General features: G+C 69.4%; 19 protein-coding genes. 5 read left to right on the forward strand and 14 right to left on the reverse strand.

What is annotated here, in order from left to right:
• Positions 1–70 precede the first annotated feature (70 nt).
• From ACWC9R_RS13635 to ACWC9R_RS13650, 4 genes are all read right to left on the reverse strand, one after another.
• Positions 71–832 carry a class I SAM-dependent methyltransferase gene (locus tag ACWC9R_RS13635; protein ID WP_450731332.1) on the reverse strand — a complete coding sequence of 254 codons (762 nt, stop codon included), beginning with the start codon at positions 830–832 and terminating at the stop codon, positions 71–73.
• 150 nt (positions 833–982) lie between these two features.
• Complete coding sequence (locus ACWC9R_RS13640; RefSeq protein ID WP_450731333.1) at positions 983–1,447, reverse strand: CBS domain-containing protein; 465 nt, start codon at positions 1,445–1,447, stop codon at positions 983–985.
• Positions 1,448–1,764: 317 nt separating this feature from the next.
• Positions 1,765–3,063 carry an SLC13 family permease gene (locus tag ACWC9R_RS13645; RefSeq protein WP_450731335.1) on the reverse strand — a complete coding sequence of 433 codons (1,299 nt, stop codon included), beginning with the start codon at positions 3,061–3,063 and terminating at the stop codon, positions 1,765–1,767.
• Between the two features lie 117 nt (positions 3,064–3,180).
• Positions 3,181–4,428, reverse strand: a complete 1,248-nt coding sequence (locus tag ACWC9R_RS13650; RefSeq protein ID WP_450731337.1) for a cation:proton antiporter — start codon at positions 4,426–4,428, stop codon at positions 3,181–3,183.
• A 487-nt stretch (positions 4,429–4,915) separates the two neighbouring features.
• Between ACWC9R_RS13650 and ACWC9R_RS13655 the strand changes: the two genes are divergently transcribed.
• On the forward strand, positions 4,916–6,445 hold the full coding sequence (locus ACWC9R_RS13655; RefSeq protein WP_450731338.1) for an alanine/glycine:cation symporter family protein: 1,530 nt from the start codon (positions 4,916–4,918) through the stop codon (positions 6,443–6,445).
• A 201-nt stretch (positions 6,446–6,646) separates the two neighbouring features.
• On the opposite strand, the gene ACWC9R_RS13660 is transcribed toward ACWC9R_RS13655, so the two are convergent.
• From ACWC9R_RS13660 to ACWC9R_RS13680, 5 genes are all read right to left on the reverse strand, one after another.
• Positions 6,647–7,513, reverse strand: coding sequence for an alpha/beta fold hydrolase (locus ACWC9R_RS13660; RefSeq protein ID WP_450731339.1), 867 nt, complete (start codon positions 7,511–7,513; stop codon positions 6,647–6,649).
• An 87-nt stretch (positions 7,514–7,600) separates the two neighbouring features.
• Complete coding sequence (locus ACWC9R_RS13665; RefSeq protein ID WP_450731340.1) at positions 7,601–8,662, reverse strand: PucR family transcriptional regulator; 1,062 nt, start codon at positions 8,660–8,662, stop codon at positions 7,601–7,603.
• Between the two features lie 148 nt (positions 8,663–8,810).
• The gene (locus tag ACWC9R_RS13670; RefSeq protein ID WP_450731342.1) at positions 8,811–10,250 is read right to left on the reverse strand and encodes a flotillin family protein; all 1,440 of its coding nucleotides are present in this window, start codon (positions 10,248–10,250) and stop codon (positions 8,811–8,813) included.
• A gap of 150 nt (positions 10,251–10,400) precedes the next feature.
• Positions 10,401–10,910, reverse strand: coding sequence for a hypothetical protein (locus ACWC9R_RS13675; RefSeq protein ID WP_450731344.1), 510 nt, complete (start codon positions 10,908–10,910; stop codon positions 10,401–10,403).
• Positions 10,911–11,573: 663 nt separating this feature from the next.
• A complete protein-coding gene (locus ACWC9R_RS13680) occupies positions 11,574–12,245 on the reverse strand; it encodes a DUF4142 domain-containing protein (protein WP_450731345.1) in 672 nt (223 codons plus the stop codon).
• A 431-nt stretch (positions 12,246–12,676) separates the two neighbouring features.
• Between ACWC9R_RS13680 and ACWC9R_RS13685 the strand changes: the two genes are divergently transcribed.
• Positions 12,677–13,201, forward strand: a complete 525-nt coding sequence (locus tag ACWC9R_RS13685; protein WP_450731347.1) for a hypothetical protein — start codon at positions 12,677–12,679, stop codon at positions 13,199–13,201.
• Positions 13,202–13,633: 432 nt separating this feature from the next.
• Here the strand turns inward: ACWC9R_RS13685 and ACWC9R_RS13690 are convergent, their stop codons facing one another.
• Positions 13,634–13,873: a hypothetical protein gene (locus tag ACWC9R_RS13690; RefSeq protein ID WP_450731349.1), complete on the reverse strand. Its 240-nt coding sequence runs from the start codon at positions 13,871–13,873 to the stop codon at positions 13,634–13,636.
• Positions 13,874–14,246: 373 nt separating this feature from the next.
• Here ACWC9R_RS13690 and ACWC9R_RS13695 point away from each other — a divergent pair, with 373 nt between their 5' ends.
• Entirely contained in the window at positions 14,247–14,771 is a 525-nt protein-coding gene (locus ACWC9R_RS13695; protein WP_450731351.1) for a MarR family winged helix-turn-helix transcriptional regulator, read from the forward strand.
• A 357-nt stretch (positions 14,772–15,128) separates the two neighbouring features.
• Positions 15,129–16,127, forward strand: a complete 999-nt coding sequence (locus ACWC9R_RS13700) for an L-threonylcarbamoyladenylate synthase (protein ID WP_450731353.1) — start codon at positions 15,129–15,131, stop codon at positions 16,125–16,127.
• Positions 16,128–16,150: 23 nt separating this feature from the next.
• Here ACWC9R_RS13700 and ACWC9R_RS13705 read toward each other — a convergent pair whose 3' ends face one another.
• The 4 genes from ACWC9R_RS13705 to ACWC9R_RS13720 form a co-directional block, all read right to left on the reverse strand.
• Positions 16,151–16,792, reverse strand: coding sequence for a carbonic anhydrase (locus ACWC9R_RS13705; RefSeq protein WP_450731355.1), 642 nt, complete (start codon positions 16,790–16,792; stop codon positions 16,151–16,153).
• Positions 16,793–17,195: 403 nt separating this feature from the next.
• Entirely contained in the window at positions 17,196–17,768 is a 573-nt protein-coding gene (locus ACWC9R_RS13710; RefSeq protein WP_450731357.1) for a helix-turn-helix domain-containing protein, read from the reverse strand.
• Positions 17,769–17,943: 175 nt separating this feature from the next.
• Positions 17,944–18,642: an NADPH-dependent F420 reductase gene (locus ACWC9R_RS13715; protein WP_450731499.1), complete on the reverse strand. Its 699-nt coding sequence runs from the start codon at positions 18,640–18,642 to the stop codon at positions 17,944–17,946.
• The gene (locus ACWC9R_RS13720) at positions 18,639–19,451 is read right to left on the reverse strand and encodes an inositol monophosphatase family protein (RefSeq protein ID WP_450731359.1); all 813 of its coding nucleotides are present in this window, start codon (positions 19,449–19,451) and stop codon (positions 18,639–18,641) included. Before ACWC9R_RS13720 ends, ACWC9R_RS13715 begins: the two co-directional genes overlap by 4 nt.
• A 116-nt stretch (positions 19,452–19,567) precedes the next feature.
• Between ACWC9R_RS13720 and ACWC9R_RS13725 the strand changes: the two genes are divergently transcribed.
• Positions 19,568–20,512: a LysR family transcriptional regulator gene (locus ACWC9R_RS13725; protein WP_450731360.1), complete on the forward strand. Its 945-nt coding sequence runs from the start codon at positions 19,568–19,570 to the stop codon at positions 20,510–20,512.
• The last annotated feature ends 115 nt before the right edge of the window (positions 20,513–20,627 follow it).

A 20,627-nucleotide genomic window follows, 5' to 3' on the forward strand; every position in this document is an offset into this window, starting at 1 on the left:
GTGGCAGACCGCTCACCGCTGTGGCCTGACGGTGGCGGCACCTTGGCCGCCAGGCATGCGGAGGGCAAGGTCATGGGCGGACGGCCACCAGCAGATCAACCAGATAGGTCTCCTCGACCTCGCCATCCGGGAAGGCATCGCTCAGCATTCTGCGCTCACCGGAGAAGAACGTACGCCTACGGGCCCCGTCCAGGACGAGGAACGCTGAGCGGCTGCCGAGGTTGGCCAAGTGCATGTCGAGGGGGGCCACCCGGGTCCAGCGCACCTGGTGGCGTGTGACCCGCAGACCTGTCAGGCCCGCCAGCCGGATGGCGTCACTGTCGCCTGGGCGCCTGGCGGGCGCCAGTTGCGTTCCGCAGCAGCGCGCGATGCGCTCGTGCTGCGCACGGAGCCACGGAACGTCGAAGGCAGTGGTGTTCCACCAGATCGCCAGTGCACCGGCCGGGCTCAGGACACGTAGCGCCTCCGGGACGGAGCGGGCCGGATCGGTCCACTGCCAGGACTGCGCGTAGGCGATGAGATCGCAGGAAGCGTCGGCCAGAGGCAGAGCGTTCCCGTCTCCACGCACGACCAGCACCTGTGGAAGCGCCTTGCGGCACTCGCGGGCCATGGCCTCACCGGGCTCGACGGCGATCACCTCGGCACCTCTCTCGCGCAGCAGCGCGGTGGCAATCCCGGTGCCCGCACCGACATCGGCGACACGGGTACCGGCCAAGGAGGCACCGCAGAGCTCCTCGATGGCATCGAAGAGCGCAGGCGGATACGAAGGCCGGCTGGCCGCGTACTGGGCGGCGGCCATATCGAACGACTGTGCGCGGGAGTTGGCGGTCATCTCCTCATCATCGAGCCGCACTTGGGCGACTGGAGGCCGATCGCCACCAACCCGGCGATCGGTTCCGGTCGCAGCATTGTGGGGCCAGTCGTATCGCCGGGCGGAAGCCGTCTGGTGCCCAGTCATGGCCTGGACCAGTGTGGTGCGGCCTCAGCTTCCGGATGCTTCGAGGAGTTCGTGCAGCAGGTGGGCGGCGGTGATCACACCGAGGAGGTGCGTGCCGTCCTCGGCCTGCTCGGCGACGGCGATCAGTGGACTGCGCACGCGGGCCATGAGCGCCGCCACTTCCAGCGCGGTGTCATCCGGGTCCGCGAGGGGAGGCGGGGGTGCGTCGACAGGCAGGCAGTCGCCGACGCTGCGCCCGGCCAGGGCCCGGCAGAGCTGATCGGCGTGCTTCTCGTCGACGACCGGGGCGAGGGCCGGGTCCTCGATGACATACCCCGGCACCAGGACCTTGATCATCTGCGAGGCCGGGAGGATCGCCCTGGGGCGGCCGTGCTCGTCGAGCACCAGGAGGCCGGGGAGCTTGTGCTCGGCCATCAGCCGCGCCGCCACCAGGGCATCGCTCTCGATGCTCACGGCTTCGTAGTCAACGGCCAGATCTCGTGCGCGCACGGCCTGCTCCTCGTCTGCTGGGAGTGTCCCTGGTCCCAGCGTCGCCCATCGCCGTGCTCCCGGCGATGACGTTGACGCGACGCTTACGCCGCATGCTTGGCCCCGGCGGCGCCTGCTCCAGCCCTCCTGTTGCGCGCCGGGCCGTTCGCGCAGCCCCGGCGTGCGGCAGCGCGAGCCCGGTCACGCTCACCCCGTGGTCCTCAGCCTCATTTCCGTTCGTTCCCGTCCTGGCCCATCCCCCCGAGTGCGGTGCGGACGACGCGTGCCGCCACGACGGCACCGCATCCGAGTGCTGCCTGGGTCCATGTGGCCATCGGTCAGGCCAGGGCGAAGTAGCGCAGCCACACGTATACGGCCGAGAGGGCCACGGTGACGGCGGTGACGACGAGGCCGTACTTGGTGAACTGCCAGAAGGAGATGGGCGTGCGGTTGCGTTCGGCGATGCCGAGCACGACGACGTTGGCGCTGGCACCGATGGCGGTGGCGTTGCCGCCGAGGTCCGCGCCGAGGGCCAGCGCCCACCACAGGACGTGGTCGGCGGAGCCGCCCATCGCCGTGACGAGATCGCTGGTGATGGGCGCCATGGTGGCGACGTAGGGGATGTTGTCGATGACACCGGACAGCACGGCCGAGCCGCCGAGCAGGACCATGGACCCGCCCAGTTCGTCGTTCCCGATCGCCTGCGCGAGGGCCTTGGACACCTCGCCGATCACGCCGGTCTCGATGAGTCCGCCGATCATGATGAACAGCCCTGCGAAGAAGGCGAGCGTGGGCCATTCGACCTCGCTGAGCACGTCGCGGGTTTCGGCTGTGGACACGGCGACCAGCAGGCCGGCCCCGAGGAGGGCGACGATGCTGGGCTCGTAGTGCAGTACCGGATGCAGGACGAAGCCGGCGACGACCAGGGCGAGGACGATCAAGCCCTGGACGAGGAGCCGGGGGTCGCGGATCGCCTCGCGTTCCTCCAGCTCCATCACCTCGGCGGCCCGCGCCTCGTCGTACCGGAACGACTTGCGGAACAGGACGCGGCTGAGCGCGATGAGGGCCAGTATCAGCAGGGCGGACAGGGGAGCGAGGTGGACGAGGAAGTCGTTGAAGGTCAGTCCGGCCCGGCTGGCGATGATGATGTTCGGCGGGTCGCCGACGAGGGTGGCGGTGCCGCCGATGTTGGAGGCGAGGACCTCGGCGATCAGGAACGGCGCGACGGGCAGTGCGAGGCGCTCGCAGACCAGCAGGGTGACGGGGGCGATGAGCAGCACGGTGGTGACGTTGTCGAGCAGCGCCGAAGCCACGGCTGTGATCACTATCAGCATGACCATCACACGGAAGGGCCTGGCTTTCGCCCTCTTCACGGACCAGATGGCCAGGTACTCGAACAGGCCGGTCTTCTTCAGGACGCCGACGATCATCATCATGCCCATCAGCAGGAAGATGACGTTCCAGTCGATGCCGCTGTGCTCGGAGTGGAAGGCCGACTTGTCGTCGGTCGCCCCGATGGCCAGCATCAGGCCGGCGCCGCCGAGGGCTGCCGCCACTCGGTGGATCTTCTCGGTGATGATCAGGGTGTATGCGCCGACGAAGATGACGATCGCGGCCCAGCTCTGCCAGTCGTTCATTGTTCTCCGATGAGTCGTTCCGTCCAGCGGCCATGAGCGTTGCCGCCTGCAGGGCTTCCGCGTTGGGCCGCCGCGGCGGTGACCTCGGTCGAGGCGGTGGGGCAGGGAGCGGAGAGGTCACGCGCGGACATGGCCGGTCTCCTTGCTGCGGGGCGTTGTTGCTGCGTCCTGGTCGCGGTCGGCGGGGATGCCGGTGAGGTCCTCGACGTGGAAGAGGCGGGCGATCGGGACGTCCGTGCTGCTGTGGGCGATGATCGAGGTCGCGATGCAGACCGCGATGAGGGTGTACGCCTCCTGGCCCTGCGGGATGCCGGACTGCAGCACCAGCAGGCCGTAGACGACGGATGCGAAGCCCTTCGGTCCGAACCAGGCGGCGACCAGTTTCTCCCGGCGGGCGAATCGTGTCCCGATGAGCGACAGCAGCAGTGATGCCGGCCGGATGAGGACGATCGCCAGGATGACGGCGGCGTAACCGCCGAGGGACAGGCCGCCGAAGAGCTGTGGGGTGAGCAGGGCACCGAACACCAACAGCGCGGTGAACTTGGCCAGTTCGGCCAGTGCCTCACCGAGCGGCTCGAACGCCGACTTCGCTTCAGGAGACGCCGCGGTGAGCACGGCACCGGCGGAGAAGGCGGCGAGGTAGGGGTTGGCGTGGGTGAGATGGCACAGCCCGTACAGGATGATCCCGGTGGCCAGCGGCAGCAGTGGCTGCAGCTTCGGCTCGGAGCCGAGTAGCCGGAAGCGCACGAGGCCGGCGACGAGGAGGGGCAGCAGGACGCCGAGGGCCAGCCCGAGGCCCAGCTCCAGCCCGATCTTCGCGAGCGAGGTATCCGCATGTCCGGCCGTGGGGCCGACTGCGGCGATCAGGATGAGGACGAGCGGCAGTGCCAGACCGTCGTTGATGCCGCTTTCCACGTTCAGCAACTGCCGGAGCCTGGCGGGGACTTCCTTGCGCCCGACGATCGCCGAGGCGAACACCGGGTCGGTGGGCGCCAGCACCGCTCCGACGAGGAACGATGTCGTCCAGTCCAGGCCCACCAGGTAGTGCGTGACCAGGGCCGTGCCGAGGAAGGCGAGCGGCATGCCGAGGCCCAGTGCACGGGCCGGGTTCTTCCAGTTCTCGCGCAGCTTCGGGAAGGAGACGTGCATCCCGTCGGTGAACAGCACGGCGAACAGGGCGAGGTCCGCGGTGACCGAGACGATCTCGCTGTCCGGTGTGATGTGGATCAGACCGAGGAAGCCGTCGCTGACCAGCGCTCCGCTGACGAGGAAGAGCAACGAGGTGGACAGGACCGTACGGGCGGCGAGCCCGGAGAGCAGCACCGCGATGAGCAGCGCGACTCCGAAGACGGCAACGAGCACCATGGGTGTCCCCGATCGGTAAAGAGAGCTCTCTCCAATTCGCCGACCAGGCTTCCCGGCACACCGCGGGGAACCATACCTGCTCTTTACGCGATTTTGACAGGTCTCTAGCGCGCATCGGTGGCGCGCCATTGTTGCCGGAGCCCGGCAGGGAATTCGCAGAGGCTTTTGACCTTCGAGGCCCCCGGTTCTGCGTAACGGAGCGGTCTCGCTCGCTGCGACTTTCGAAACCTACCCACCGTTATGTGATGTGCGTCACTAATGGATTGGTAAAGGGCGTGCTAAAACTGCGCAACACCGCAGGCGGCCCACCCCTCGTCGCAGCGCGGAGTGCCGGCACGCACCGGCAGCACGACCAGGGTGATCACGGTCCGAGTCCGCGGACCGTGGCCCCGCGGGTCGCCGATCGGACACGGCGTTCGCCCAAAGACCGCACATCCACCGGCGCAACCTCCTGTGCGCCGGTCCCTGCGCCACCGAGGTAGCCATCGTGTCTCTCGATGCATTCACCAGATCCGTCGACACCGCAGTCAGCTCGTTCTTCGAACCCATAGCTGCCTGGCTCGGTGAAGTCGTCTTCTACTCCGTTCCCGTCGGTGGGACGGAACTGCCCCTCATCGTCGCCTGGCTCGTGGTCGCCGGTCTGGTCTTCACCGGCTGGTTCGGGTTCGTGCAGGTCCGTAAGTTCCGGCTCGCTGTCGACGTGGTGCGTGGCAAGTACGACGAGAAGGGGTCGGCCGGCGAGGTCAACCACTTCCAGGCGCTGACCGCCGCGGTCTCCGGCACCGTCGGTCTCGGCAACATCGCCGGTGTCGCCGTCGCCGTCTCCATCGGCGGCGCCGGAGCCACCTTCTGGATGATCCTCTGCGGTCTGCTCGGCATGGCCACCAAGTTCGTGGAGGTCACCCTCGGCGTGAAGTACCGCGAGGTGCACGCCGACGGAAGCGTCTCCGGTGGCCCCATGCACTATCTGCCCAAGGGGCTCGTCGACCGCTTCGGCAGCCGCGGCAAGACCCTCGGCAAGGTCCTCGCCACCCTGGCCTCCGCCATGGTCCTGTTCTTCGGCCTCTTCGGCGGCAACCTCTTCCAGGTCAACCAGAGCTACGCCCAGCTCGTCTCCGTCACCGGCGGCGAGAGCGGCATCCTGGGCTCCTCCGCCGACGCGCTGTTCTTCGGCGTCCTCGTCGCGGCGCTCGTCGGTATCGTGCTGCTCGGCGGCATCCGCTCCATCGCCTCGGTCACCAGCAAGCTCGTCCCCGCCATGGCCGGCATCTACATCGTGGCCTGCCTGACCGTGATCCTGGTGAACGTCACTGCCCTGCCCGCCGCGGTCGGCACCATCATCGAAGGCGCCTTCAACCCCGAGGGCGTGGCCGGTGGTGTGCTCGGCGCCCTGATCATCGGCTTCAAGCGGGCCGCGTTCTCCAACGAGGCCGGTCTGGGCTCCGCCCCGATCGCGCACTCCGCGGTCAAGACCAAGCACCCCGCCAGCGAGGGCCTGGTCGCCCTGCTGGAACCGTTCATCGACACGGTCGTCATCTGCACCATGACCGCGCTGACCATCGTCATCGCGAGCCCCGACAGCTGGAAGGTCGGCAACGGCGACGCCCAGGGCGTCACCATCACCTCCGACGCCTTCGCGACCGTCATGCCCTGGTTCCCGTACATCCTGACCGTCGCGGTGCTGCTCTTCGCCATCTCAACGGTGCTGACCTGGGGTTACTACGGCCTCAAGGCATGGTCGTACCTCTTCGGCCGCAGCAAGGCCAGCGAACTCACCTACAAGGTCGTCTACACCCTGTTCGCCGTCGCCGGCTCCCTGCTGACCCTCCAGACGCTCATCGACATGGCCGACGCAGTGCTCTTCATGCTGGCCGTCATCAACATCATCGGCCTCTACCTCCTCGCCCCGGTCGTCAAGCGCGAGCTGAACTCCTTCCTGGAGTACGTCCGCGCCCGCAAGGCCGGTGAGACCGACGGGGCCGACGAAGACCAGGAGCCGGTGAAGACCACCGTCTGACCGCCCCCGCGGCCCGGCTCCTCAAGCGGGGTCCGTATACGCTCGCGCCTTGCGTATACGGACCCCGCTTACCTGTGTATCGGCAGGTGAATGCGATCGTTGGCCCTCTCGCCGATCCTGGCGTCGTGCTGGCCGCCGGTCACCGTTGCAGTCGCAGGCCAGAGGTCCTGCTGGTCGGTAGACCCAGCACACGAAGGCCGGCTACTCCACAGGGGCATCGGATGGGGGCCGACCCGGAATCTCCAGCAAGGTGGACAGGTATTCGGGGCGTTCTTCGACCACGAGGTGTCCAGCCTCGGAGATCACACCCAGCTCAGCTCCGAGTGTGGCGCGCACTGCCGGGCCGAGCCGCCGCGGAGGGAGGAAGGCGTCGTGCTCCCCGGTGACGACCAGGTGGGGGATCGATCGCGCGGTCAGGGTGGCGGCGCCGGGCGCCCCGCTGGAGCGCGCGTGCCGGGCGACCAGTGTCATCCATTGCACCAGTTCCTCGCGGGGTAGATGGTCAGGCGCGAGCATGGCACGCAGGAGCCGGGCGCTGTGCGTCGGTGCGGGCCGCAGGAACCAGGCGGCCGAGGCGGCCAGCACGGTGGGGGTCAATCTCAGCCTGGTTAGTCCGCCAGGGGAAACCAGGACGAGCCGGTCGATCCGGGGACAGCCGGTGGACAGGGCGATGGCGGCACCGAAGGAGTGGCCCATCACCGCTACCGGCTCGGACGACATCTTCTCGATGACCTCGCTCAGCCACGCGCCGTACCAGGACAACCGGCCGCCGGAAAGGCCACGTTCGCCGGAACTGAGACCGGGCTGGCCCGGGACGTCAACCAGCAGGACCCGGTGGCCGGTGGCGACCAGGGCCGTGGCCAGCGGCAGGGACGCGGCGGCGTTGAAGTTGGTGCCCGGGACGAACACGACGGTCGTTGCGCCGGAGCCGGCGAGAACCAGGTGGGTCGATGCGCCCTTTGCGGTCACCGTCTTGCGTTCGTGTGGCACCGGCCATGCGGCGAGCTGGTCGAGGCACCAACGTCGGATCAGCTCCCTGCCCGTCGTACTGCGGTAGATCGAGTCCACCGGTCGAGTATCGCGCCTCGTCCCGGGCCGTGACATGAGAAGTGCCTCAAGGGTTGGGCAACGTTGTGACGCAAGCTCCCAGGGGCGTTACAGCTCCTTCGCCGGCCAGTCGAGCAGGCGTGCGCCGATGACGGCGGTGTGAAGGGTGTAGCGGTGCACGGGGTCGGCCGGATTGGAGCCGGTGAGCTGGTGAATGCGGCCCAGGCGGTAGGTCAGTGCCCGGACGCTCAAGGACAGGCGCCGGGCGGCTTCCGCCGATACGCATCCCGAGTCGAAGTACGCGGTCAGCGTCTCCAGCAGCGGTTCGGCGCCGCCGCGGGCCTGCCGGAGCGGGCCGAGGGCACTGCGGACGAGGTCCGCCATAGCCTCGCGGTCCCGGGTGAGAACGGGGTAGACGAGGAGGTCAGCGGCGTGGAGGACGGGATCGTCGAGGTTCATGCGCTCCGCCAGTCCGAGGGCGTTCAGGGCCTCTTGGTAGGACTGGACGACGCCGCCGGCGCCGGGGTGGGTACGGCCCACCGCGACCCGGCCGCCGTCCGTGGCGGCGTGGGCCTGCTTGGCGAACGAGGTCAGGACGTCCGTCTGGTCCCCGGGCGCGATGCAGATCAGGCGGCCGTCCTTGGTGGTGAGCAGTATCTGGCGGTCGCCGAAGCGCCCCAGGAGGGCGAGTTCCACGCGGCGTGCGACGGGGTCGGCCTCCGAGTAGGCGGCGGTGCCCTCGGCGACGGCGACGGCGTGGGCGTGGGAGAAGCGCAGGCCGAAGCGCTCGGCACGTTCAGCGAGGCGCCCCAGGTCGGCGCTTCCATGGAGCAGGTCGTCGATGAATTCGCGGCGTTCGGCCTCTTCTTGGCGTACGGCGAGGTGCTGGGCACGCTCAAAGCCCTCGGCGAGGGCATCGACGACCTGTGCGACGGCGGCGAGGGCACTGTCGGCGTGCGCCGACGCATGGCGCGGCCAGGCGGCGCGGGTGACCGTGAGGTGGCTGTTGATCAGGGAGCGCAGGCTGTGGCCGGCCTCGGCCGCCTGCTCACCGGCCGTGCGCCGAGAGGCGAGTTCGTCACGGTTCAGGAGGCGCCCGGTCCGTGCCACGTCGTCGAGGGTCCGGTCGTATCCGTCCAGGAACTCCTCGGGTATCTCCCGCCGTGCCACTCGTCCCACCCCTTGGCGTATTGCTTGCGCTTTCTTAACACACACAGGCCGGAGAGGCTGCGCGCCGATGCGGAGACCGGCGGGGAGACAGGCAGGAGCCCGCCGACAGCAATCCGCCGGCGGGCTCCTGCCTTCCCCTGTTGGATGGTTAGTCGGTGATCGGGATCTGCCCGTTGGCGGCGGCCCGCTCAGGGACGGATGCCTCTGCCTTCGCGGCCGTGCCGCGCTGAGTGAGGCCCTTGAGCATCTCGGTGAAGTCGACGCCCGTGGTGGAGCTGAGCAGTTCCATGCCCTGGGCGACGTTGTCGGCGACCGTACGGGAGAGCTGGCCGGCGCCGTCCGTCGAGATCACGGTCATCTTGTCCACGGCGCTGAGCGGTTCGGACGCCTTGGCGACGACCTGCGGCAGCGCCTCGACCAGCATCTGGAGCATGGCCGCATCGCCGTACTGCGCGAACGCGTCGGCCTTCCTCCGCATCGCTTCGGCCTCCGCCGAGCCCTTCGCCGCGATCGCCGCCGCGTCCGCCTCGCCCTCGATCCGTACCGCCTCGGCGAGCGCCGCACGGTGCAGCTTCTCGCCCTCACCGGTCAGCCGGGCACGCTGCGCCTCCGCCTCGGCCTCCTTGACCCGGGCGATGCGCCGGGCCTCGGCCTCCTGCTCGGCCTGGTAGCGGGCGGCGTCGGCGGGCTTGCGGACCTTGGTGTCGAGTTCCCGGTCGGTCAGCGCGGCCTGCCGCTCGGCGACCTTCTCCTGCTCGGAGAGGACCTCCTGCTGACGCGCGGCCTCGGCGAGCGGACCGGCGGCATTGGCGCGGGCGGCCGCAGCCTCGGTCTCGACGCGGATCTCGGCCTGCTTCAGGTTGAACGTCCGCTCGGCGATGGCGATCTCCTCGGCCGCCTTCAGCCGGGCCTGCTCCGAAGCACGCTTCGCGTTCGCCTCGGCGATGTCGGCCTCCTGACGGGCGCGGGCGGCCTCCGGCCTGCCCAGGTCCTCCAGGTAGGAGCCCTCGGTGGTGATGTCCTGGATCTGGAACGCGTCCAGGATCAAGCCCTGCCCCGACAGGCTCGCCTCGGCCTCCTCCGCGACCTGCCCGGCGAAGGCGGCCCGGTCGCGGATGATGTCCTCGACGGACATCCGGCCGACGATGGCCCGCAGCGCGCCGGAGAGCACTTCCTGGGTGAAGCCGACGATGCCGTTCTGCTGCTGCAGGAAGCGCTGGGCCGCGGCCCGGATCGCGTCCTCGCTGCCGCCGACCTTCACGATCGCGACGCCTTCGAGGTTGGCCTTCACCCCGCGCAGGGTGACCGCACCCCGGACGGCGACCGGGATGTGCCGGCTCGACAGGTCCAGGGAGAACTTCTGCTGGACGAACGGGACCACGAAGACGCCGCCACCGACCACGACCTTCTGGCCGCTGTTGTCGATGCTGACCTGTCCGGTATCCGGGTCGATGGACTTCTTGCCCCGCCGTCCGGTGATGATGAACGCCTCGTTGGGCCCCGCGACCTTGTAGCGGGTGATGACGACGAGGGCGAGCAGGACGAGGAGTACGACGACTCCTACGACGGCGGCGATGACTGGACTCATATCGGAGATCCCCCCTGCCTTCCCAGGGGTCGGCAGATCGAGTGGTGGTCTGTGTTCGGTGGTCTGATGTGGGTGGTCCGGGTTCGGTGGTGGGAGACGGCTCCGGCTACCTGTCGAGGAGGTCGTGGGCTGAGAGGCGGTGCCGGTCGGTCAGCGCTCGACGGGCCGGACGGCCACCGAGGTGGACGAGAGCGGGGCCTCCACCCAGACCTCAGCCCCTCGGGCCACGGGAACCGCGCTCTTGGCCGCCAGCTTCACGGGGTGGCCCCCGAGACGAATCAGCACTTCGCCGTAGCCGTCGGCGGGAATGGCGGTCACCACCGATCCCGCCGTACCGATCAGGTCGTCCTGGCGCGGAGTGGCGTCGGTCTGATCGCGCATCAGCACCCGGCTGAACTTCCACGCGAGCCAGCCCGCGGCGGCTCCGGCGAACACGCCGATTCCCGCGGCGGCACCGGCACCGAGTCCGGTGCCGCCCAGCAGGATCGCGCCGCTGAAACCGAACATCGACAGGAAACCGGCGATCACCGGAAGCGACAGCAGACCGTCGAAGAGCCCGTCCAGAACTCCCCCGAAGGCCCCTTCGAGGACACCGTCAAAGACCAGCGAGAGCACGAGCAGCACGATGCCTGCTATGCCGAGGCCAAGAAACCAGGTCACTGCGGACGCCCTCCCCCGTTCTCTCGAATCGCTTGAACGGGAAGGATCGTCGCACGCATGACCGATGCGGCACATTGCCGGATTCCGGCAATCTTTACGCGTCTTTAATGCCGCCTCGTATCACGCCGTGTTCGGCGTGAATGGCTGTCCGGCGTGCCCGCGCGCTCCGCTACGGCACGCTACTGGGCTGCCAGCGGTCGGGCAGGGGATCAGCTTCAGCACCCGGCGGCCAGGTCCTGGGCGCGGCCGTCACCGACCTGCCGGCGCCGTCTGTCGCCCCGAAGTCATCAGCCTCGCCCCGATTCTTCTCAACGGCGGCTACGACGCGGCCTTCGCGGCCGAACGGGGAATCCCGAGCGTTCACCCCGCCACCACTCGGCCGTTCGGGTTGAACTCTGCATTCCCGGCAAGTCAGTGCGTGGCCCCGCCCGTTGGGGTTCGAGATGCGCGACGATCACGACTAGGTGCCGCGTGCGTCGCACCGTCGTCCCGGCTTCCAGCCGGTGGCCCTGCGCCTCTGTGGCATTCGGCGGGCGCAGGGCCAACTCGCTGCGCGGGGCGTCGATTGCCCTGGTGCCTTCTGAAGGGGCGCTCCAGGCCGGTACGCAACCAACGCCTCGGGCGTGGCGCGTAGCGTCAGGCAACACCCCGTGCGGCGGATGGTCACTTGGGGATGGTCGAGGCGACGTCGTCGAGGGTGTCGTCGGTGACCAGGCCGGTGTCCTCCAGGACGTCCATGTGGTCCTGGACGGTGTTGTTGGTCTGGGTGGCCAGTCGCCGGATCAGTGTGTTCTTGGTGGTGGCGCGGACCTCGCCGATGGTGATGAAGATCTTGCCGTGGGAGGCGCGGAGCAGGTCGACGAAGAGCTGGTCGAACGCCTTGCCCCGGGCCTTCTTCAACTGGCTCACCCAGCCCTGCTGTTCGGCTGTGGCCTGGTCGGGGATGGGGACGCTCAGTGCCTCGGAGTCCTCGCGGGCGAGCTGGTCGAGCTTGCTGTGTCCTTCGAGCAGATGCATCCCGGCGCGCTTGATGGCCTCGCTCGACGCGTGCGTCTGGGCGAGCCGCCCGGCCGGCATCTCCCACAGCCCGGCCTGCCGGACCTTGGTGAGGAAGGTCTTGTCCAGGGCGGTGACGTCGCCCGAGTTGCCGCCCTCCGGCCCGGCCGCTGCCGCATTCGCGGCCGGCAGATCGGCGGAGACGGACTCTTCGGCGGGGCTGTTCCGCTGCCACAGCCACACGGATACGGCAGCGATGACCGTGGTGAGGGCGAGAGCGGCGGCTATGAGGCGGCCGCGGTTCGACGTGGGCCTGGGGTTTCGCGCGTGCGATTTCATCGTGCCTCCTGGAATGCGCGCGACGGATCGCCGACGGGCGCCGTCCTGGCGATGGCGGGCGGCGCCACGCTAACCTTTGCATTAGGCAAAGAAGCGGATTGAGGCAACGATGCTCAAAACCAGCCGACAGGCGAGGCTCATGGGCTACTATCCCGTTCCTTCGCGCCGCCTTCTGGCCTTGTCCGTGCCGGGGGCATCTTGGCCGGAGGCTTCAGAGGGCGTTTCGAGGGGTTGATGCCTCCTTTCCGTCGTGTGTGGCTCGGGCGAGGTCTTGTGGGTATGGGCTTCGGGCGTCGTAGTCGTGCGGTGAGGTTGAGGATGTGGCGCGGGATGACTGGGCTCCCTGCCTTCACGGCGCCCGGCTGGGTGGGGGAGCCGGGTGAGCGGGGCCGGCCGGAGGGGTCGGGCGAACACACGACCGACGGGGGATCATGATGGAGTACCTGGGGCCACTGGAACTGGTCGGGGACCGCTGGATCATCGGGGACCCTAAGCGGGAGGGCGGCTCGTGCGTGGTCCTCACCGCCGAGGGCATGGAGCACCATGAGCCCGGAGCGCCGGAACCCCTGGCCGTCGTCCCGTGGTCCAAGTTCGTGGAGCTGGATATCCGAGCCACCTATCAGGCGTGGCACGCCACTCGCACCATGGGCGTGCTGGGCGTTCTCGGCGGCCACATGGAGACCGGCCGCAACGGCTGTTCCGTGGGTGGGCTCCTTCGCCATCCGTACGAGCCCTGGTCGGTGAACTACACCCATCACGAGCGCCCCTACACAGGCAACCACGTCTACGTGGTGAAAGCCCTGTTCCGGAGGGCGTCCGAAGTGAGGGCATTGCACCGCCTGGGTGACCCGGAGTGGTTGGGGGCGGCTGTCACCCGGCTGGCGCCGTTGTCGGCGTGGTGGGCCCCCTCGCTGAATCGCCAGGTGAGGGAGATCATCGAGGACCTCGGCGCCTGAGTGGTGTTCTGCGCGACTGCGTCTGATGTCAGCTTGAGTCGGTCTCTGGGGTGGCCGGCGCCGGCGGGGTGAGGGTGAACAGGCCGGGCTCGGCATCGGTGAGGATGCCGCGGTTGACCAGGCGTTTCAGCTTGGCGTGCATGTCTTCGGTGTGCCGCGGTTCGGTGCTGGCACCCAGGTGCGACAGACGTCCCTGGCGCGCAGCCCGTCCCCGTTCGGATCGAAGGGGGCCGGGATCTCGCGGTGGCCGGGCGGCAGCGGCTCGGGCAGTGGGGCGCCGTCCTCGGCGGCCGGTTCCAGCACGGTCTCGCGGGCGGTCTCCGGTCGTTCCAAGGTGCGCTCGGCGGCGGCGAGTTGTGCGGTGGGACCTTGCCGTCGCGGAACCGTGGAAGCCCGTCCGTCGTCCGGGTGTGCCGGTGAGGCCATCCTGCGTCAGGTGGAGACGGGCGTGTGGAGCGCACGCAGGGCGCTCTGGTGGGTGAGCCAGCCGACCAGCCGGTCTTTGTCGGGGGTGAGTGCGGGGAGGCCGGTCCCGGGTGCGGTGACAAGGGTGTGCAGGGCGGTGGACAGCGGCATGTCGGTGGTGAGCGGAGCGGTCGGTTCGGTGAGATCGGCCGCGAGGGCCGGGGGTTCACAGTCGCCGCCGGGGCGTTCGGCGAGCACTTCGGCCACGGATCGGGCGGTAAGCGTGCCCAGGTAGCGCCCTTGGGCGTCCAGGGCCGGCAGTGCTCCGTGAACGGATCGGACCAACAGGTCTCCTGCTTCCCGCTCCCCTACCGTCTGCCACCATCCAGGGCGAAGGGGGGAGCCGCTGGCCCGGGCGCGAGCGGGAGGCGCCAGGGAACAGATTTTCGACAGTGCGACAGTTGCATAGTCTGAAATGCGTTCCCGGGGTGCAAGGGTTACGGGGCTCCGGAGTGTCGAAGCCTTGCGCTGGGCGCGCTGGTGCGCCCTGCCTCGTGAGGGCGGCACCGGTGATGGGCGTTGTGTGGACGGTGGGTGTCCCGATGGGACCGCTGTTGTCGCCGGACGGTAGAAATGGGGCATGGCCGAGAGCGGAGCCCCCATGAAGGGCGTGGACGACGTGGATGCGGTGACCCGAGCGGTGCTCACGGCGTCAAGGCTGCTGGTCGCGGTGTCCGCGCGGTCACTCGGCGAGGTCGAGGAGCGGGTGACGCTTCCCCAGTTCCGGATGCTGGTGGTGCTCGCCACGCGAGGGGCCACCAAGCTGGTCGCGCTCGCCGAACTGCTCCAGGTCGCCCCCTCGACCGCCATGCGCATGGTGGACCGGCTCATCGCGGCCGGTCTGGCGGACCGCCAGGCCAACCCCGCCAACCGGCGCGAGACCCTTCTCCAGCTCACCGACGAGGGGCGGCGCACCGTTGAGGACGTCACCGCCCGCCGCCGCGCGGAGATCAGCACCATCGTCGAACGTCTCGCCCCTGCGCAGCGCTCCGCGCTCATTGATGCGCTCACGGCCTTCAATGACGCGGGAGGCGAACCGCCGGTGGATGCCTTGGAGCTGCATCCCCTGGGATGGGCCGACACCGTGCCGGAACGCCGTAGCTGAGGCACGTATGGCGAGATCCACCTGGACGGGACGGGGGCACCCGCTCAGCCTTCCTCCGTCGCGCCTCCTTCTTTGCCGCAGCACGCCGCCCTCGAACAGCGGAGCAGCGGAGTCACCATGTGACGCGACCGTGCCCGTGGACCGTCGGGAGCGGGCAGGTGGCCCGCAGCCTGTGGTTCAACTGGTGGCGGTCACGCTCCGGCAGGTGCGGTGGCGGACCAGGTGGCGCCCGCGCCACTGCGTCGATGGGTCAGATCCGGTATGGCCTGTCGCAGAAGTGGGGCAGCCTCGTTCGTCGTCACGCGCCGACGCGATCGCGGAACGTGGGCAGTTGGGTCAAGTGGGAGGATTGCGAGGGTGACGGTAAGAACCAGTGACATCGCGAAGGCGGCAGGCGTGCTGCGTGCCGGAGGTCTGGTAGCTCTCCCTACCGAGACCGTCTACGGTCTGGGCGCCGACGCCGAGAATCCCGCCGCGGTCGCGCGTATTTTCCAGGTCAAGGGGCGTCCGCCCGCCCATCCGCTGATCGTTCACATCGGCGCTGCGGAGCAGCTGGGCGACTGGGTCGAGGACGTTCCGGAGGCGGCGCGGCTGCTGGCCGAACGTTTCTGGCCGGGGCCACTCACGCTGGTCCTGCGGCGTGGTCGCCGGGTTCCTCTCGAAGCGACGGGGGGCCTGGAGACGGTGGCGGTGCGGGTGCCCGACCACCCGGTCGCGCTCGCGCTGCTGTCGGCCTTCGGAGGTGGTGTCACAGCCCCGTCCGCGAACCGTTTCGGCTCGGTCAGCCCCACAACGGCAGGCCACGTTGGTGCCGAACTCGGCGAGGCGGTCGACTTTGTGCTGGACGGCGGGCCCTGCGAGGTCGGTGTGGAGTCGACGATCGTCGATGTCACGGGCGATGTCCCGAGCATCCTCCGGCCCGGTGGGGTGACGCGTGAGGACCTCGAAGCGGTGCTGGGGCGCCCGGTTGCAGTCCCTACAGCGAGCCGCGTTCGAGTGCCGGGTCAGCATCCGTCGCACTATGCGCCGCGGGCGAGGGTCGTTCTCGTCGAGCCCGAGAGGGTTGTCGCCGAAGCGGAACTCGCGCAGGAGCTCGGGCACCAGGTGGGCGTCTTCCTTCCCCCGTCCGTCGCCGACGCACCGGTGAAAGCGCACGCCGTGGTGGCAGTTCCCACGTCGATGGGCGCCTACGCGCGCGGGCTGTACGGCTTCCTGCGCGCGCTCGACCAGCGCGGGTGCGATCTCATCGTCGCCTCCCTGCCGGCGGAGGAGGGACTGGGACTGGCGATCGCCAACCGGCTCCGCCGCGCCGCCGGGCCCCGGCCCTCCTCCGCCACCGACCTCCAGGAGCGCTGAAAGCCGGCGGGCGGCACCAGGGGTCACTGCGCGGGGGCAGCAGCCCTGCTCAGACCGTGGGAGGCGACCAGTCGCGCACTGCCGTCGGCCAGCCGGTAGGACAGGCCGGCCACGGCAAGGCGGCCGGCCGCCACCCGCTCGGTCAGGAGGCGGGAGCGGTCCAGCAGCAGGTCGACGGTGTGCCGGATGTGCTCGTCAAGGATCTCTTCGGGCTGCTGGCGTCCGGCGGCGCGTGCCGCCAGCACGCTCGGGGTCACTCGCTCGACGACGTCACGGACGAACCCGGAGGGCACCTTGCCGCCGTCGGCGGCGTCGAGAGCAGCCGCGACGGCCCCGCAGGAGTCGTGGCCCAGGACCACGACCAGTGGGCAGTCCAGCACACTCACCCCGTACTCGATGCTGCCCAGCACCTCCGCACCGGCGACATGCCCGGCGGTGCGGACCACGAACAGATCCCCCAGTCCCCGGTCGAAGATGATCTCGGCGGCCAGCCGGGAGTCGGAGCACCCGAACATCACGGCGAAGGGGCTCTGGGCAGGTGCGGTCTCGGCACGGCGTGCGGCGTCCTGATTGGGGTGCTCGGGCAAGCCGCCCACGAACCGCTGGTTGCCGGCCAGCAGCATCTCGAAGGCGTCATCGGGAGTCGGCGTCAGTGTCTTGTTCATGGCGGCAGAGTACGGTCGGCCCCGCGCAAGCGCGCGGCCGGGCCACGGACGGCAGCCTGCTCACCTCCGCCATCGACACCCCCAGACGCCGGGCGATGTCGATCTCGGCGTCTCCTCAGCGCGATGGGCTGACCAAGATCGTCCCGGGGGTGGCCGTGAATTCTCCGTACCCTGCGTGCCCGAAACGGAGAGACCTTGCGCGGCACGGACCTGGAAATGATCGAGCGACCTTACGACGGATGCGGAAAGTGCCTGCTCGGCGTGCGGCGTCTGTCCCGCAGGAAGCTGGCCACGTCGTCCCCGGAGCGTCAACGGGAGGACGTGCTGACAGCCGCAGCATCTGTCGGCGGGCACATCATCGGCTGGGCCGACGACTGGGAGGTATCGGGAGCCACGGACCCGGTCACCCGGCCCAAGCTCGGTCCGTGGCTTCGGGATGAGCGGGGGCCGTACGGACGGCCTCGTCGCCGCAGCGGTGGACCGGCTCGGCCGCAACGTCGTTGACTGTGATCAGGCTGGTAGCTCGCCGCATCCTTGCCGACCCCGAGCGCAACACCTGCGCCACGACGGCCCAGTCGCGGTAGAAGTCCTGTGGGGACCGCACGTGCTGTGGCGGATTGGTGATTGCGCGAAGGTAGGCGGTTTCCTCGTCCTCCAGCAGGAGTGCGGCCGCCAATGCCCTTTGGGCCTGGGGTGAGGGATTGTGTTCGCGTCCCTGTTCCAACCACACGTAGTCGGTGCTCACCCCGGCGAAGACGGCGACCTCTTCGCGGCGCAGACCAGGGGTGCGACGTGTCCCCGCGGGTATCCCGTGGTCCTCGGCGTCAGCGCGCGTCGGGCCCGCAGGAACTCGCTCAGTCGGTTCTTGTCCATGCCTGCCAACGTACGGGCCAGAACCGCCACCGGGTGGCCCTGCCACACCCACCCGGACGAGAGGGGCAGCCGTGGTTCGAAGGCCCCGGCACGGCTGCCTCACACGACTGGGTTCGATGGCAGAGGGCAACTTCGGGAGTCGCGTCGGGCGTCGTAGGCATGATCAAGGTCGATGAGTTCGGGCGTCACTTGCGGCCCAGTGGGCGTTGTCCGTGGCAGCGCCCAGCTGCCTCGCACGGGCCCGCCGCCTGACTTTGGTCTGAACCGGCCTTGGCGGGTCAGCGGGCGAGGGAGACGGCGAAGGGCTTGAAGCCGTGTCGGCGCAGGATGTGGGGCACGACGAGGATCATGGCCTCGGTGGCGCGGGCTGTGGTGATGCCGCCGAGGTCCTCGATCCATGCGGGCTGCCAGCCCAGGTCGCCGAGCAGGCCGGTGACGGTCTTCTTTGCGTTCTGGTCATCGCCCGAGAGATAGGCGGTCGGTGGGGTGGCCAGGGTTTCGGGGGCGGTCATGACCATGAACAGCATGGTGTTGAGGGTCTTGACCACATGGGTGTCGGGGAGGGCGGCCTGGAGCTGCTCGGCGAGGCTGCTGCCGGGGTAGCACAGGTCGCCGGGCAGGCCGTCGCCGGCGTCGCGGGTGGCGTTGGAGACGTCGATGAGGATCTTGCCGGCGAGTTCGGTTCGCAGGCTGGTCAGGCGGTCAAGGGCGCTGTCGCCGGGCGTCGCGTTGATCACGATGTCCGCGGTGCGGGCGGTGGTGCGCTGGTCGGCGAAGGAGACGCGGGGGCCTGTGTCTTGGGCAGCCGCTGTGGTCTCTTCCGTCGGGCTCCGGTGGCCGAGGATGACGTGGTGTCCGGCCTGGGAGAGCTTGCTGGCGAGGTTGGCGCCGACGCGGCCGGTGCCCAGGATGCCGATGCTGGTCATGAGGTGATGCTCCTTGCGGTATCGGGTGGAAGAGCGGAGGTGCCCGGTCAGGCGATGGTCGACAGGACCTTGAGGGTGGTGGCGTGGATGCCGGGTGCGGCGGCCAGGAAGTCGCGGCTGCCCGTGTGCCAGGGTTCGCCCGCCAGGTCCGTGACGGTGCCGCCGGCCTCGGAGACCAGCAGGGCGCCGGCGACCAGGCCGGAGCGGACGTCGGAGAACTGCCAGAAGGCGTCCATGCGTCCGGCGGCGACGTGGATGAGCTGCATCGTGGCGGGCACGGACACGCGCACTACCAGGCCGTTGATGAGCATGGCGGTGACCGAGTCGCCGATCCGCCGGAAGGTGCGCTCGTCCTCGCCGGGCCTGGCCTGGCCGGTGCCGGTGAGCGCGGCGCCCAGGTCGGTCTTGGCGGACACCGTCAGGGGCCGGTTGTTGAGGTGGGCACCGCCGCCGGCGACGGCGGTGTAGGTGTCGTCGGTGAGCGGCAGGTGGACGACGGTGAGCACCGGCTGGTTGTCGCGGACCAGGGTGGCGGTCACGGCCCAGTCCTCCATGCCGTGGACGTGGTTGATGTTGCCCTCGGCGGGGTCGACGACCCACCACTCCCCGGGCGGGAGCGCACCGCCGGCCAACTCGTCCTCGGCCCACTGCGATCCGGGCCGGGCCCGCAGCAGCGGCTCCCGGAGCACGTCCAGCACCGCGTCGTCGTTGGCGTGGATCTCAGCGACGACCTCGTCCAGACTCACGCCCCGGGCCTGCGAGGTGTGGCGGTCGCGCAGCGTGAGGCCGGCGGCCTTCACCGCGGCGGTCACCTCGGACAGGAGCGTCGTGTCGGCGGCGAAAGGCATGGCTGTGCTCATGGCGGGCTCCCTGGGTTCGGTCCTTGCGGGGCGGCTTGTGCCGCACCCGCCCTTCGAAGTTAGGCCCCCTGATTGCTAACAACAAGTGCATGCTTTTCACTCGTAGAGTTACTCTCATGCAACTGGATTTGAACCTGCTCACCGCCCTGGACGCGCTGCTGGAAGAGGGCAGTGTCGCCGGCGCGGCAGCACGCCTTCACGTCACCGCACCGGCGATGAGCCGCTCCCTGGGCCGCATCCGCAAGGCCACCGGCGACCAGATCCTGGTCCGCACCGGCCGCAGCATGGTCCCCACCACCCGAGCCCTGGCCATGCGTGCCCAGGTCCACGCTCTCGTGCAGCAGGCACACCAACTTCTGTCCGCGCAGCAGGAACTCGATCTGGCGGCTCTGGAGCGGGTCTTCACCGTGCGTTGGCACGACGCCCTGACCGCTGCTTGCGGCACCGCCCTGATCACCGCCGTCCACCGCCAGGCCCCCGGCGTCCAACTGCGCCTGTCCGCCGAACCCGGTACGGACACCCCCGAGCTGCGCCGAGGCGAGGTCGACCTCGAATCAAGCTCCAGTCGGCCGACGCTCCCCGACATCCGCCACCGCCTCATCGGCAGGGATCGGCTGGTCGTCGCCGTACGCCCAGGCCACCCGCTCACCGAAGGCCCGCTGAGCCTCGAACGCTACGCGGCCGCCGAACACCTCACCGTTTCGCGGCGCGGACGCCTACACGACCAGATCGATGACGCCCTGACCACGCGCGGCAACGAACGACGCGTCGTGGCCGCCGGGCCCACCGCCGCCTTCGCTCTGCAACTCGCGCTCGACACCGACCTGGTCGTCACCCTTCCAGACGCGGTCACCCGCGCAGCCCGGGACCAACTCGGCCTGGTCGCACTGCCGTTGCCACTCCAGTTGCCCGACGTCCCCCTGTACCTGCTGTGGCACCAGCGCTACGACGACGACCGCGCCCACACCTGGCTGCGCGAAACGGCCGCCGAAACCGTCCAGGCACTGTTCGCACCACCGACCGCCTCCCAACAGCCCCTCACCAACCGGACCGGACAGTGACGGATACCCCCGGGGAAAGGCCTGCGGCAGCTGACTCCCGTACTCGTGAACACCGCTTATTCCCCTGAGCGTGCGACGCCCAATGTCATGTCAAAAAGACGTCGCTACTCGGGTT

It is taken from the genome of Streptomyces sp. NPDC001219 (genome assembly GCF_053597915.1).

Coding starts and splice junctions, on each gene's coding strand:
- ACWC9R_RS13645 (WP_450731335.1), bottom strand. CDS start 3,063: ATGAACGACTGGCAGAGCTGGGCCGCGATCGTCATCTTCGTCGGCGCA.
- ACWC9R_RS13670 (WP_450731342.1), bottom strand. CDS start 10,250: ATGAGTCCAGTCATCGCCGCCGTCGTAGGAGTCGTCGTACTCCTCGTC.
- ACWC9R_RS13680 (WP_450731345.1), bottom strand. CDS start 12,245: ATGAAATCGCACGCGCGAAACCCCAGGCCCACGTCGAACCGCGGCCGC.
- ACWC9R_RS13650 (WP_450731337.1), bottom strand. CDS start 4,428: ATGGTGCTCGTTGCCGTCTTCGGAGTCGCGCTGCTCATCGCGGTGCTG.
- ACWC9R_RS13695 (WP_450731351.1), top strand. CDS start 14,247: ATGGCCGAGAGCGGAGCCCCCATGAAGGGCGTGGACGACGTGGATGCG.
- ACWC9R_RS13635 (WP_450731332.1), bottom strand. CDS start 832: ATGACCGCCAACTCCCGCGCACAGTCGTTCGATATGGCCGCCGCCCAG.
- ACWC9R_RS13705 (WP_450731355.1), bottom strand. CDS start 16,792: ATGAACAAGACACTGACGCCGACTCCCGATGACGCCTTCGAGATGCTG.
- ACWC9R_RS13725 (WP_450731360.1), top strand. CDS start 19,568: ATGCAACTGGATTTGAACCTGCTCACCGCCCTGGACGCGCTGCTGGAA.
- ACWC9R_RS13720 (WP_450731359.1), bottom strand. CDS start 19,451: ATGAGCACAGCCATGCCTTTCGCCGCCGACACGACGCTCCTGTCCGAG.
- ACWC9R_RS13685 (WP_450731347.1), top strand. CDS start 12,677: ATGATGGAGTACCTGGGGCCACTGGAACTGGTCGGGGACCGCTGGATC.